The 13,904-nt window shown below is 69.7% G+C and carries 10 protein-coding genes and 2 pseudogenes; 4 read left to right on the forward strand and 8 right to left on the reverse strand.

What is annotated here, in order from left to right; genetic code table 11:
• Window positions 1-21: 21 nt before the first annotated feature.
• From IE252_RS37070 to IE252_RS37095, 6 genes and pseudogenes are all read right to left on the reverse strand, one after another.
• Complete coding sequence (locus tag IE252_RS37070) at window positions 22-489, reverse strand: SET domain-containing protein-lysine N-methyltransferase (RefSeq protein ID WP_190093882.1); 468 nt, start codon at window positions 487-489, stop codon at window positions 22-24.
• A 253-nt stretch (window positions 490-742) separates the two neighbouring features.
• The gene (locus IE252_RS37075; RefSeq protein WP_190093883.1) at window positions 743-1,390 is read right to left on the reverse strand and encodes a lytic polysaccharide monooxygenase auxiliary activity family 9 protein; all 648 of its coding nucleotides are present in this window, start codon (window positions 1,388-1,390) and stop codon (window positions 743-745) included.
• Between the two features lie 45 nt (window positions 1,391-1,435).
• Window positions 1,436-2,287 carry a cellulose binding domain-containing protein gene (locus IE252_RS37080; protein ID WP_190093884.1) on the reverse strand — a complete coding sequence of 284 codons (852 nt, stop codon included), beginning with the start codon at window positions 2,285-2,287 and terminating at the stop codon, window positions 1,436-1,438.
• Window positions 2,288-2,405: 118 nt separating this feature from the next.
• Window positions 2,406-2,894 carry a hypothetical protein gene (locus IE252_RS37085; protein ID WP_190093885.1) on the reverse strand — a complete coding sequence of 163 codons (489 nt, stop codon included), beginning with the start codon at window positions 2,892-2,894 and terminating at the stop codon, window positions 2,406-2,408.
• The gene (locus tag IE252_RS37090) at window positions 2,894-3,154 is read right to left on the reverse strand and encodes a hypothetical protein (RefSeq protein ID WP_190093886.1); all 261 of its coding nucleotides are present in this window, start codon (window positions 3,152-3,154) and stop codon (window positions 2,894-2,896) included. Before IE252_RS37090 ends, IE252_RS37085 begins: the two co-directional genes overlap by 1 nt.
• 103 nt (window positions 3,155-3,257) lie before the next feature.
• Window positions 3,258-4,441: pseudogene (locus tag IE252_RS37095) on the reverse strand (helix-turn-helix domain-containing protein).
• Between the two features lie 110 nt (window positions 4,442-4,551).
• Here IE252_RS37095 and IE252_RS37100 point away from each other — a divergent pair.
• A pseudogene (locus IE252_RS37100) lies at window positions 4,552-5,140 on the forward strand (HD domain-containing protein).
• Window positions 5,141-5,292: 152 nt separating this feature from the next.
• Here IE252_RS37100 and IE252_RS37105 read toward each other — a convergent pair.
• Window positions 5,293-6,840, reverse strand: a complete 1,548-nt coding sequence (locus tag IE252_RS37105) for an InlB B-repeat-containing protein (RefSeq protein ID WP_190093887.1) — start codon at window positions 6,838-6,840, stop codon at window positions 5,293-5,295.
• 285 nt (window positions 6,841-7,125) lie between these two features.
• Here IE252_RS37105 and IE252_RS37110 point away from each other — a divergent pair, with 285 nt between their 5' ends.
• Complete coding sequence (locus tag IE252_RS37110; RefSeq protein WP_190093888.1) at window positions 7,126-7,893, forward strand: SDR family oxidoreductase; 768 nt, start codon at window positions 7,126-7,128, stop codon at window positions 7,891-7,893.
• Window positions 7,894-7,899: 6 nt separating this feature from the next.
• Here IE252_RS37110 and IE252_RS37115 read toward each other — a convergent pair whose 3' ends face one another.
• On the reverse strand, window positions 7,900-9,012 hold the full coding sequence (locus IE252_RS37115; protein ID WP_190093889.1) for an alpha/beta hydrolase: 1,113 nt from the start codon (window positions 9,010-9,012) through the stop codon (window positions 7,900-7,902).
• Between the two features lie 185 nt (window positions 9,013-9,197).
• Here IE252_RS37115 and IE252_RS37120 point away from each other — a divergent pair, with 185 nt between their 5' ends.
• Together IE252_RS37120 and IE252_RS37125 are read left to right on the forward strand one after the other, a co-directional pair.
• Window positions 9,198-9,575, forward strand: a complete 378-nt coding sequence (locus tag IE252_RS37120; protein ID WP_190093890.1) for a CU044_2847 family protein — start codon at window positions 9,198-9,200, stop codon at window positions 9,573-9,575.
• A 45-nt stretch (window positions 9,576-9,620) separates the two neighbouring features.
• Complete coding sequence (locus IE252_RS37125) at window positions 9,621-13,901, forward strand: nSTAND1 domain-containing NTPase (RefSeq protein WP_190093891.1); 4,281 nt, start codon at window positions 9,621-9,623, stop codon at window positions 13,899-13,901.
• Window positions 13,902-13,904 lie beyond the last annotated feature (3 nt).

Consider the following 13,904-nt stretch of genomic DNA (forward strand, 5'->3'; position numbering starts at 1 on the left):
GATGCCGTACGGCGGCGGTGGTCACAGCCGGGAGGTCAGCAGATGCCGGGCGAGCCAGGGCCGCAGCCGTGCGCGCTCGACGTCCGAGGCGGCGGAGAAACCCGCGATACGGCCCGCGCAGTTCTGGCTGCCGCACCGGCAGTCGAACGGCTCGGCCAGGGCGAACTCGGTGGTCGCGTAGTGGAAGGTGATCTCCTCGCCCGCTCCGATGTCCGTGACGGCGAGCACCTGCCGCCCCACTATCCGGGTGTTCGGCGAGCAACTGTGATTCATGAACCGCCAGAAGTAGACGTCCATGATCTCCTCCTGCCCCACCCCCTCGGGCAGATCGAGATGCACGCCCTCGTCGACCTGTACGGAATACCGGCTCGGCACATCGGTCGTCTCGCCGTCGACCCAGAACAGCGGCGCACCGGCGCGTAGGGACTCGCAGGCGATCAGTCGGTATTCACCGCCTGATCGCAGCACCCCCACCGGTATTTCTCCCATTGCCCCATGGCCCGGAAGAGACTCTTTCTCGGCGAACGGCCCTAAGAGAACCAGCGTGCTCTGTTCCTCGGTCAATGCTGAAGCCAGCTCTGTCATGCGGTTCAACCTCATTAAATTGAGCGTGCCGGTCCACGGACATACTCAACGCTCGCGCTTGTACTTTTCAAGCGATCAGTCGGCTGGTGACAATCCGGTCAGTGGATTGCTCGACTTCGCGCAAGAGGCGTTCACCATCCCTCCTTTCCGGGACCTGTCAGGTGAAGTCCACGTCCGAGCAGGCGTAGAACGCCTCGCCGCTGGAGGGGAGTTCGCGCTGCCAGATGGTGAAGATCAGGTGCCTGCCCTTCTTGGCGGGCAGATGGGTGGCCCAGCTGGTGTGGGTGTCGATGGCGGGTTGTTCGGCGACGAGGAAGGGGATGGCCTCCAGGTCCTTCCAGGCGAGCGGCTTGGCGGGGTCGTAGCCGTCCTTGGTGACGTAGTACTCGAAGTGGCTGGGGGCGTGCCGGGCGGTCTCCCTGAAGACGAGGGTCTGCTCGGAGTCGGACCGCAGTTTCTGGGCGGGCCAGTCGGTGCGCGCGAGGTCGAGCCCTTCGAACCTGGGTCGGTTGGCGCTGCACAGCTTCCCGTCGGGCAGGAAGGAGCGATGGTGGCCGGCGACTTCGGCCTGGAGCACGCCCATCCAGTCCTTGAAGGGGTACTCCCGACTGCGTTGATAGGCGGCGTTGCACGCCTCGCTCCTCGTACGGCCGCCGCCCCCGTTCATGACGCCGAGGTCCTTGCAGACCAGGGCCCGGCTGGGGGGAGACAAGGACGTACCGTGTGCGGAGGCCGTGCCCTCGGTGAGGGCCAGGGGCGCCAGCAGCAGCGCGCACGCCGCTGTGACGCCGAGGTGTTTCCTCATGCTGATGATCTGCCTACTCGTCAGGTGTGTGGGGGGGATGCGCGGTCAGGGGACGGCGACTGTCTGTACGGAGGAGAAGGCACTCCAGCGGCCGTCGTTCTGCTGCGCCCTGACCTTGATTTTCATGGTGCGTACGGGGGAGGGGCCGACGGGCAGGGTCTGCGCGACCTTGCCGCGCTTCGCGCTCGTATAGACGGTGGAGGCGAGCCGGTCGTCCACGTACACCTCGTAGCGCCGCATGGCGTCCGAGCCGCCGGGCGCGGCCCAGGTCAGCTGGAGCAGGCGGAGTCTGGTGGCGCCGTCCGTCTTCGACGCCGCGCGGACGGAGAAACCGGCGGGCCCCTGCCCCACGCCGCTGTCCCGTGGGGGAGTGGACCCGCCCTGTCGCGGGGGAACGGGTGCTTTCGCCGGCGGGCTCGGCGTGTACGTGCCGGATTCCTTGGGCTCGGGGGCGTGCGCGTCTCTCCCGCACCTCTTGACCGTGCTGCCGTCGAGCGAGCAGTTGGTGATGCGCAGGCCGGAGGTGCCCTGTCCGCTGATGCCCCACAGCACGTCCTGCGTGCCCGACGGGCGCAGTGGATGACCTTCCTTCGGGGTGAGCTTCACATGGCTGCCGGACTGTACGGCGGTGGTGTTCCAGGCCGAATGGTTCTCGAATTTCCCTCCGGTGACGTCGAATTCAAGCTTCCAGGTGGCGACGGGTTTTTTGGATGTATTGGATATACGGAACTTCCCGCCCGCGTACCAGGTGTTCCCGCTTCCGGCTTCCAGACTTCCGGACAGTCTCCCGCCGTTGTCGTCGTCCTGGGTCGCCATGGCGACGGTGGGTATGAGTCCGAGGAGGGTGAGCGTGGCCGCAGCGCCCAGAATTCTCTTCCGCTTCCTCTTGGAATGCATCGCCTTCAATTTCGTTGGCTCTCTCTGTGGGCCGGTCAGGAGCTCATGGAGAGTCAACCGCAGACGAAAGTTCGGGAAGTCGGCGTCACGAAGGATTTCGGTGGAGACGATCTGCGAGTCACGGAGTCATGGGATTCGGTGTCTGACGCAGCCTGTCCTGCCCGAGGGCGACGAGGTCGGCGACGGCTTCGGCCGGGCACAGGGAGCCGACGGCGTGGGGTGGGAGGGCCCAGTGGGGGCCGGGGCGTGTGGTGAGGTCGAGGCGGGGGACTCCTAGCCAGGTGCCTGGGCGCAGGCACTCGATGTCTGGCGTTCGCCAGTGGGTGTGGGTGCCTGGGGGTACGAGTGCGTAGTACCAGACGCCGATGCCGTACGCGTCGTGGATGACGGCTCCGCCGGGGAGGGTTTTGGCGAGGAACGCGGCGACGGCGTCGGGGTTTTCGTTGCCTGCGGCAGCGTGGACGATGGGTGCGGGGAGACGGATTGCGTCGAACTTGTCGCCGGTTGGCACGAGGGCGATACCTACGTCGAATTCGCGTCGGGCCTGCGCGGGCACGTGGTGTGCGGAGGCGAGCCAGTCGGTGATGGCTCTGGTGGTCTGGTTCATCACGGCGTGATCACCCCGGTGGGCTCGGTCGCCTCGGCGCAGCCACGGTGCGCGTAGCTGGTGTGGCTGGCGCCGGAGTCGGCGACGAAGATGCGGGTGGCGATGTCGGCGCCCGGTTCGCGGCATACCTCGCAGTGCCGGTACAGCGCTGGGTTGGCAGGCTCCTTGGGATCGGCGGGGCTGGGGTCCGGTACGCCAGACGCAGCGTCAGTAACGACGCGACGGCGCTCAAGACCCCCAGCAGTGTGGCGACGGACCATGGTCGGCTCCATGTCATCGGGGCTGGTGCCGACAGAGTCCACCCACGCCAAGGCCCCGACTATCACGGCATGTTGATAGTCGGGGCCAAGGATTCGCGCAGGGTTATGCGCCCAGCCACGAGCCGTACGACAGGAACGAGTCCGGCAGTTGGCGCTTCGCGGCTTCAAGCCCGGAGTACGTCTCGCGGACCGTGGGGTGATACCTCGCCTGCTGCGGGGCTGCCTTGCGCGCCTTCACCAGATTGCGGAACGACTCGGCGAGATCGCCGGTCCACATCTGGGCCCGTGCGACCTCGGCGTAGTGATGGCTTCGCCGGGACGCCGGCCAGTCCGCCGGGATGGCTAGCCCCCGTCCAGCCTCCGCTGCTTCCCCGTACTCGTCCAGCTCGGCCAGCACCGAGACCCGGTGGACACCGACGTTCGTCGGCCCGAACGACAGCCAGTGCACGGCAACGGCCTCACCCGTGGACTCGGCTAGCCTCGCCGCCTCGTCCAGGTGCCCGGTTGCTCGGCCACCGTCCTTCGAGCGGCCCGCCATGACTGCCGCGCCGAGGTGCAACTGCCCCGTCAACACGTCGCGTTCCCGGCCGGCCTCGGCCTGTTCGAGCGTGCGCAGGCCGAGGTCGACGACCGCTCCCCGGTGCGGTACTGCCCGGCACGCATGTACGTGAGGGCCCGCATGTACCGGTACATGCCGCCGACGACCGCGTCCGATCCGCGCTCTGCGGCCCAGTCCATGCGGGTGAGAGCGATCGTCGCCAGGTCGTAGTAACCAAGCTTCGAGGCGACGTCGTACGCCGTGCGGTAGGTGCTGGCGAGCAGCAGCCAGGCGTCTCGGCCCGGCGCGGAGTGGGCGGCCGTCGTCGCCTCCTGGATCAGTCCCGGGACCCGGGTCGCGACCTGCTTGATCTCGCCCGCCCGCACGGCGACGAGGAGCGCTTCCGCGTCGTCGGCCAGGAGACGATGTGCGCGTGGCGTGATGTCCGGGTCTGCCCCGAGGTCGTAGACGTCCAGGGCCTCGCGGATCGGCCTTATCAGCACGTCCAGCTCGTCGGCACGCAGCTCGGCGACGTACGGCTGCCCGGTGACCGCGGAGACCTCGACCCCGAGGGCGCGGGCGACGGCGGCAGCCACGTACGGCGAAGTCGGGATGACGCCCTGTTCCGTCTTGGTCAGCGTGCTGTAGGGCACGAGGGAGAGGTCGGCGAGGGCCCTCTGGGTGAGGTGCCTTTCGGCGCGCAGGCGCTTGATGCGTGCGCCGGTGTGGTCATGCGGCAGAGCGTGCATACTGAACTCCGTTCTGACTCGACACCAGAACGCTACTCGCGGTTGGCTCCGCGGGGCACGCGTAGCCCCATCCCCCGCCGGGGTGGGGCTTTCGTCTTGAGGAGACGGGCGTGGCTGATGACCTGTTCGCGGTGGCGCGCTTCCTGTACGAGGCGGGCACGCTCAAGCAGGCCCGCCGTACGGGATGGTGGATGGCCGGCGTCCGCGACCCGGAGAGCGTCGCCGAGCACTCCTGGCGCACCTCCCTCATCGCCACGATCATCGCGAAGCTGGAAGGCGCCGACCCGGCCCGGGCCGCGTTCCTGGCGGTCTGGCACGACACCCAGGAGACGCGCACCGGGGACGTCAACTACCTCGGCAAGAAGTACTCGGTGGGCGCCGCAGATCCTCGTGCGGTGACTGCTGACCAGACGGAGGGCATGCCCGAGCTGCTGGCACCAGCGGTACGCGAGCTCGTCGACGAGTACGAGGCGAAGGAGTCCCCCGAAGCCGTCTGGGCCCGCGCCGCCGACAAGCTGGAGTACATGCTCCAGGGCATCGAATACCGGGCGCAGGGCTACGAACACGCCCAGCGCTGGATCGACAACAGCCGCGCCCGCCTCGTCACCGACACGGCGAACCGCCTGGCCGACCGACGAGCTGCTGAGCCAGAACTCGCTGGACTGGCTACGCCTGGCGCTCGGGGAGAAGGACGCCTGACCGCGTCGCCCATCCTGACGAGGGGCGCCCCCCCGGACGTGGCGGTGCGCTCGCACCGGCGTCCGCCAAGCCCCCACAACACCCCGACCGGCCCGTCCCCGTCCTGCCAACGGACGGGCACGGGCCGGTGCGGCTCAACGAGGCGGGGAGCTTCAGAGGCGGGTGAAGACCGCCTTGACGGTGTGAGCGCGGTTCATGGTGATCGTGGCCTGTGTGGTGGTGAGGTTGTACCGGATGCCGTCGGCCTCCCACCATGCCACCCGGTACCCGCTGTCGGGACGGGCGGTGAGGGTGACGGCAGCGCCGGGGCGGTAGGGGCCGTACGTGGAGGGGCGCACCGAACCACCCGAGGACGGCTCCAGCGTCAGGGCGTAGCGCTCGCGGTAGATGTTGAGGGCGCGGTACCCGGCGACGATGGGCGTGGTCATACGGGCGACCGCGGCGTTGTTGTTGTCCTGGTCGCCGAGCGGCTGACCGTTCACGGTGTTCTCGGTGTTCGAGTACTGGTTCACCGCGCTGCACGGCTGTCCGCAGGCACTGGAATATGCCATCAGGGTGTGGAACTGCCGGTTGGGGGTGATGTAGCCGGTGCTGTACGGCGTCGTGAGGTAGGGGCGGTAGTCCTGGCCGCCCAGTTGCTGGGTCAACGTCGCGCGGTCGTGGAAGAGAGCCAGGTTGTGGCCGATCTCATGGCCGAAGTTGTACCAGTTGACGATCGACTGCACATCGACGACCGAGAATGCCTGGTTGTCGCTCTTCTCGCTGATCGGCATCGGCAGGTTCGCCTGCCCGGAGGAGCCGTAGGGCACGTCGTTGACGACGGAGATCAGGTCCACCCCGTACTGCTGGCGCAGTTGGGCGGCGCGCGCGCCGAGCTGGTAGTCGTTGGGGTTTTCGAGCTTCGGCAGCATCACGGACGCGGTCTGGTCGCCGTAGTAGCCGGTGTTGTACCAGCCGACCACGTCCACGCTCGCCTGGACGTTGCTGTCGGCGAACGCCTGGTTGATGTAGGACTCGGCGAGCTGGATGCGGGACGCGATGGCCTGCTCACCGCCGATCCGCTGGGCCGCGGCCGGGGTGTAGCCGACGATCATGTCGATCACCACCGGCCCGCTGGAAACCCGGCCCTTGAGCCGCCGTAGGGTCTCGTCCCTGCGCTCCCCGGCGGGAGGGAAAGGCTTTTCGGGATCGGTGTCGTCCCCTGTCGGCTTCTGGCGCTGGGCCGGGTCCTCCTCGGTCACCCGCAGCCAGCCGGGACAGTTGTGCAGCATCGAGATGCGGTACACCCGCTCACCGAAGTTGAACACCGCGTCGACGCCGGCCTTCGTCGCATGCCGGTTGACGTCGCAGATGCCGGTCGCGGACACCACGACCTTCCACTCCGGCTTGCCCCGCACGTGTCCTGTCCAGGTCAGCGAGGAGCCGTCGCGTTCCAGCCGGTCCTCGTCCACGTCCGGCTGGACGTTCTTGAAAAGCTTGAACGAGTGCATGCGTACGGGGTGCAACGAGGGCTCCGTACTGTCTGGCTGCTTGCACAGCCACTCGTACTCGGTCGGGTTCAGCCGGGTGGCGCGCTCCCGCAGGATCTCCTTGGTGCCGGGTACGGGCGGGTGCGGACGTGCGGCAGCAGTCGGTGCCATGCCGACCAGCGGCAGGAGGAGGGCGGCGGCGGACACCGCGACCGGGACAGTACAAATCATACGTTGATAATGGGTCACATAATAGGAATTCAGGCATTTCTGACAGAAATCCAGCCGACACGCCCCCGGCCGCCCGCATTCACCTGCCCGGCTGAGAGTGCTCGGTCCGGCCCCCCGTCCACAGCGCCCGGCCAGGCCTGCCCCTGACCCCCTCCAAAAAATTCTCGCGATCGTGTCACGTTCCCCCACCCCCACGTTTCACAGAAGCAGAGCCACCGAGAAGCGCGGCTCACCCCACCGGACACCGGCGGGGGCACGGAGTAACGAGTTCTGGAGCGAAGAGCCATGACGAACCCCATCCTGGTCACCGGCGGCACCGGCACCCTCGGCGGGCACGTCCTGCCCCTTCTGCGGGAGGCCGGGCGTACCGTACGCGTGCTGAGTCGGAATCCGCGTGAGAGCCGCGACAGCGGTGTGGAGTACGTGGGGTGTGACCTGCTCAGCGGGGAAGGGATCGATGCCGCCCTCGACGGGGTCGAGACCGTTCTGCATCTTGCCGGTGGGCCCAAGGGGGACGACGTCGCCACCCGTAACCTCGTCGACGCCGCCGCCCGCGCCGGCGTCAAGCACATCGTCTACATCTCCGTCATCGGCGCCGACACCGTCCCCCTCGGCTACTTCCAGGCCAAGCTCGGCGCCGAGCGGGCCATCGCCGAGTCCGGGATTCCGTGGACTACGCTGCGGGCCGCCCAGTTCCACGACCTGCTGCTCACCATGGCCGAGAAGATGGCCAAGATGCCGGTCATCCCCGTCCCCGGTGGCATTCGTTTTCAGCCGGTTGATTCGCGGGAAGTTGCCGCTCGGCTCGTCGAGTTGGTGCTGAGCGAGCCCGCCGGGCTGGTGGCCGATCTCGCCGGGCCCAAGGTGTACGGGATGGGCGACGTCAACCGCAGCTACCTCCAGGCCCGTGGCAAGCACCGGCTCATGATGCCCGTCCGCGTGCCGGGCAAGGCCGGGCGCGCCTACCGCGCCGGGGACAACCTCTCCCTCGACCTCCCCGTCGTGGGGACCCGGACCTGGGAGGACTTCCTCACCGAGCGGGTCGCCCACTAGCAGGCCTCACCCCGCCCGCAGCCGCCCGCTCAACCACCCCAGCGCCGGCGGAATCTCCCGCCGCCACGTGTTGAAGTTGTGCCCGCCCGTATCCAGCGTGATCGACGAGACACGGGCGGGGCTGCGCACCTTCGCGATGAACTGCTGGGTGGCCCGGTAGTTGGTCTCGCCGTGCTTCGACGTCGTGACCAGGAACGACGAGTGGCCCTGCGGCAGATGGTCCAGGCTCCACAGCAGGTTGGCGCGCTTCTGCTCCTGCTTGTTGCCGTGGAAGAGGTCGCCGGAGTCGCGGTCCACCTCCGCGTTGTAGTCGGCGGACAGACCGACCCCGGCGGCGTACGCCTCGGGGTGCTGGAGGGCGAGCTTCAGGGCGCAGTAGCCGCCCGTGGAGTCACCCATGAAACCCCAGTTGCGGGCCGCGGTGCCCACCCGGAACGTCCCCGAGATCGCCTTCGGCAGATCCTTCGCGAAGAACGTCTCCGTCTGCGGACCGCCGGGGATGTCGATGCACTGGGTGTTACGCGGCGGAGCCACCGTCGGCCGCATCATCACCAGGATCATCGGCTGCATCTTCTTCTGCTTGACCTGCATCCACGCCGTCTTGGGGTACCGCAGCCCCTTGAGCAGGTTCTCTGCGGTGCCGGGGAAGCCGGTCAGTACGACGGCCGCGGGGAAGGTCTTCGTCTCGTACTCCTTCTGGAAGTACTCCGGCGGCAGATATACGTACGCCGGGCTGACGATCCGCGACCGTTCCCCCTGCACCGAGATCTTCTGCACCTCCCCGCTGAGGTGCGGCGTCCCGGACCCCGGAACGGGGACCTCCTCCTTGCTCACCAGCTTCACCCCGGGGTTGCCGATGGCCTGTGTGCCGAGCACCCCCACCCCTGACTGGTTCCCGAACAGGTCCGCCCACGACCCGTAGAACAGGAACGTCCTGTTCGCCGCCAGTCCGACGGAGGAGAACAGGAGCACCTGGATCGTGAGGATCAGGCCCACCCGGCCCACCACCGGCATCCACCCCCGCCGCGCCAGGAACGGCCACACCCAGATCGTGGCGGCGAACAGCAGCACCGTGCAGATCACGGCCAGCAGAAGAACGGTCGTACTTGTGAGGCCCATGAACCCTGAAGACTCTCTGTCGGATGGCCGGATGATGAACGGGGGTTCCCTCTGCCCAGTTCTACCGTCCTGTCGGTGCGCACCCCGGTAGATGGCGTTCGCGGGCGATCCGTTCCCGGGGCCGCCGCCGGGTGCCGCCGCACCCGCTCGCTATGATCCCCAGCCCCGACGAACTGGAGGATGCCGTGAGCGAACGCCTTGTCCGTACGGTCGAAGTGCCCCTGGCCGAAGGCAGCGACGAGACGATACGCGTCCAGGTCCGCGAGGTGGACGAGAGCCTGGTGCGGGTGGGCCGGGGCGACGGGTCCGTCAACCGGGCCCAGCGGACCTTCGGCCAGATGCTCGACACCGTACGGCCCGTCGCGGAGAGTTTCGTGGGGCGGTTCCGGGACCTGGCGAACTCGCCCGACGAGATCACCCTGGAATTCGGGGTGTCGCTGTCGGCCGAGGCGGACGTCGTGATCGCCAGCACCGCCACGGAGGCCAATTTCTCCGTGACTCTGACCTGGAACAGGAGTGACAGCAGAGGCGGGACGGCAGACGATACTCCGCAAGGGAGTTGACCAGGTGTCCCGCCATCCCGGGGGCGCGAGGACGCGGAGGTCGTGGTGACGGGGGCGCGGTCGCGGAGCGCGGACGAGGTGCTGGCCTCGACGGTCGTACGGATCGTGGGGCGCGACGGCGCGGTCTGCGGCGCGGGCGCCCTCGTCGCCCCGGACCTGGTGGTGACCTGCGCCCACGTGGTGTCGGACGCCCTGGGGCTGCCCCGTCAGGAGAACGTGGCGACGGGAGCCGTGCTCACCGTCGACTTCCCGCTGGCCGGGACCGGGGCCGACCACGACGACACCCCGCCGACCGCCCAGCCCGCCACCGTCGAACACTGGATCCCCACCCGCCCCGACCGCACCGGCGACATAGCCGTCCTCCGCCTCCCGGAGCCCGTCCCCGGCACCACCCCCCTCCCCATGGCCGACCCCGACACCGTCTGGGAGCACGGCGCCCGAGCCGTCGGGTTCACCGGCGGGGAGCCGGGCGAGGTGTGGTTCCGGGGCAAGTTCAGCGGGGCCACCAGCGAGGGCTGGATCCAGCTCTCCCGGGCCGACGGGCAGAGCGCCCACGTCCGGCGGGGGTTCAGCGGCAGCCCCGTCTGGGACAACGAACTCGGCGCCGCCGTCGGCCTCGTCGTGGCCGCCCAGCCCGAACAGGACGCCCAGCAGGCCTTCGTCCTCAGTACGCGCACCCTGGTGAGGGAGGTGCCCGCGCTCGCCGCCGTCATCAGCCCCGCCCCGCCGTTCCGCGGACTCGCCACCTTCCAGGAGAGCGACGCGGACGTCTACTTCGGCCGCGACGACGACATCGACGAGGTCGTCCGCGCCCTGCGGGGCGAGCACCGGGCCGTCACGCTGTACGGGCCGTCCGGCTCGGGCAAGTCGTCGCTGGCCCTGGCCGGAGTGGCGCCCCGGATGCGGCAGGCCGGATACGACGTGCTGGTGGTGAACGCCGGGCGCATCGCCTCCCCCCGGGCCGCGATCGCCACCGAGCTGTACGAGCGGATACGTTCCGGGACGTACGGGCTGCCCGCCCGGGCCGCCAGCGCCGACCAGGTCGAGGGCTGGCTCGCCTCGCTCGGCCTCGCCGATGCCCTCCACCGGGCCACGGGCAGCCCGTCCGGCAGGCTCCTGATCGTCCTCGACCAGGCCGAGGCCCTCCTCGACCGTACCGAGGACGAGCTCGCCCAGGCCGCCGACCTGCTCGTTCCCGCGCACCCCGCACCGGGGGCACGCGTCCTGCTCACCCTGCGCTCCGACTTCATGGACGCGACGCTCAAGCACCCGCGCCTGGGCCCCGCCCTGCGCGCCGGCGCCACGCTCCCGCTCACCCCCATGACCCCCGACCAACTGCGCGAGGTCGTCGTCCGGCCGCTGGAACGGGTCCCGGCGGTGGCGTACGACCCGGGCCTGGAGCGGCGCATCCTGGACGACGCGGGCGGCGAGCCGGGGATCCTGCCGCTGCTCGGTTTCGTACTGGAACAGCTGTGGGAGCGGCGGGCCACCGGACGGCTGCGCTCGGCGGCGTACGAGGAGATGGGCGGCGTACGCGGCGCTCTCGCACTCCACTCGGAGCGGGCCTGGCACGAGATAGTCGGGCCGGGGACGGAGGCCGAGGCGCTGCGGCTGCTCACCGGCCTGGTCCGGGTCCACCCCGGCAGCGAGACCCCCCTGCGCCGCAGACTCACCCGACAGGAGGCGGGCGAGGAGCGGTGGGCGCTGGCGCGGGCGTTCGCCGAGCGGCGCCTGCTCGTCCTGCACGGCGGCGAGGAGGAACCGGAGACCGCCGAACTCGCCCACGAGGCCCTGGTCACCGCCTGGCCCGCGCTGCGCCGCCAGGTCAAGGCCGACGGCGAGTTCCTGGCGGGCCGGGCGGAACTGGCCCACGACCGCCAGCGCTGGGAACGCGGCGGCCGCACCCCCGACCTGCTGCCCGGCCCGCGCCAGCTCGCCGCAGCCGAACACTGGCTCGGCGGCGGACGGGAGCGTGAACTCACCGAACAAGAGCGGGAGTTCCTGGCACTGGCCCGCCGCCGCCACCGCGCCCGACGCACCCGGCTGCGCGCCGCCTGGACCGCCGCCGCCCTGGTGCTCGCGCTGATCGCCGGGCTCGGCACGTTCCTGGTCTACCAGTCGCACGTCAGCGACCAGCGCCGGTCGGAGGCCCGCTCGCGCGCCCTGGCCATCATGTCGCGCGACCTCACCAGGACCGACCCGGGCCAGGCGGCGCTGGCCGCGATCGCCGCGTACGACATCGCCCCCACCCAGGAGGCCCGCAGTGCGCTGCTGCGGCGGTACGACCAGTTCAAGGACGCGGACTGGACGCTGACGGGCACTCAGGGAACGGTCGACGCGGTCGCGATGAGCGCGGACGGCACGGTGACGCTGGTGACGACCAGGTCGGGCCGGGCGACCCTGTTCGTACGGGCCCGGGGCAGGGTCCTGCGCACACCGCTGCCGGGCAAGGCCGTCGCCCCGATGGTGAGCAGGGACGGCCGCCGGATCGCCTACCTGGGGGCGAAGGACGGCACACTGTTCTGGCACACCGTGGATCCGGCGACACGGGACGCGAAACACCTGGTGGGAGGCGCGAACCCGATCCCCGGCGCCGCCTTCGAGACCCTCGTCCGGTCGGGGTTCTCGGGCACGGACGGCATCGCCGCCCTGTCCCCGAGCGGCGCCCGCGCGGTCGCGATGGACACCGACGGGCGGCTGTGGCTGTGGGACCTGCGCGCGGGTACGCGACGGCAACTGCCGTCGTCCGGGCCGAAGGTGCAGGCCGTCTGGTACGGCCCCGACGAGAACACCCTGGTGACCCAGCGGCCCGGCCCCTCGCTCCAGGAGTCGACCATGGTGGCGGTCGACATCGCCACCGGTAAGACACGTCAGCTGGCGGAGAGAGCCTATACGGACGGGTCAGTCGCGCGGCTCGGCCTGTCCGGCGACGGCGGCGTCCTGGTCGTCTGCCGCGCGGGCGCCAACGTGAGCACCCCCACCTACCAGGCCGTCCGGGTCGCGGACGGCCGCCAGATCCACCGCTACACCGCCAAATCGCCCTGCCACGGCCTGGCCATCGACCGGACGGGAGAGCACTACGGGGTCTGGGACGGGGAATGGCACCTCGTCGACACCCGCCCGGGAAGGGAAGCGAAGCAGTTCTCCGGCCCCAGGATCAGCTCCCTCACCAACATGCGTCTCCTCGGCCGGGAGCCCGCCCTCACCATGGTCGCCTGGGAGGACACCGCCGTCACCGGGTGGAGGCTGGGGATGGACACCACCCATCTCACCAGCACGCCGGTGCTGCTCCACAGCGGCGATCGGATGCTCGCCCACCTGGGCGAGGAAGGCGAGCAGTTGGTGCTGATCGATTCGACCGCGAAGGCATGGGATGCCCCCGGCCCCCCGAAGGTCCTCACCGAGGTGAAACGCGACCTGGCGGCCTCCCCGCAGCCCCCGTCCGACCTGAAGATCAACCGGGCCGAGACCTTGCTGGCCGACCTCGTCGGCCGCACGAGAGTGATGATCCGGGACACCTCCACCCTCCGCGAGGTGGCGCAGATCAGCACCGCCCAGCCGCCCCTCGACAAGGAGGGCAAGCCGGAGCAGGTGGAGTACGTCTTCACCGCCGACGACGAGCTCGTCACGGTTTCCGGCAGCCTGGTCGAGCACTGGAACGCCCGCACCGGGAAACGCCTGTCGCAGCCGTTCGACATGGGTGACACGGGGCTGAGCAAGGACAAGCACCCCAAGTTCAAGCTGTACCGCCACCGCGTGCCGGGCCACGTCCAGGTCATCATCTCCGGAGACCCGGCCGTACACGCCGTCGACCTGCGAACGGGCCGCGAGAACAAGCCACTTCGCATCTCCCCGGGCACGGACGTCGTCGACGCAGGTTTCGACCGCAGCGGACGGTACGCGGCGGTGCGCACGGGCGGCGGCATGGTCGAGCTGTGGTCGGTACGGCCCGGCGGAGACCCGCAGAAGGTGTACGGGCCGATCGGGCCGCTGAAGGATTTCGACGGCTACAAGGCCGGATTCGTGGGCGACACCTCCGAGTTCTTCCTGGCCAACGACACCTCCGTCCGCTTCCTCCAGCCCTCCGACCCCGGCAAGGTGCGGTCGTACGACTTCGACGAATCCCAGACCTTCCTCGCGGCCCCCAAGGACGCCAAGGTCGTGCTGCGGGTCGGCAAGGACGGGCGGGTGGACCTGCTCCGCTTCGACCCCGGCCGCTGGAAGACCCGCGTGTGCGCGGTCCTGGGCCGCGACCTCGACCCGGAGGAGCGCCGGAGCCTGGCGGGCGGGTTGCCCAAGCGGATCTGCCCGGCGCCCACCGGGTGAGGT

It is taken from the genome of Streptomyces melanogenes, from assembly GCF_014649795.1.
In the GTDB taxonomy this organism is placed as follows: domain Bacteria; phylum Actinomycetota; class Actinomycetes; order Streptomycetales; family Streptomycetaceae; genus Streptomyces; species Streptomyces noboritoensis.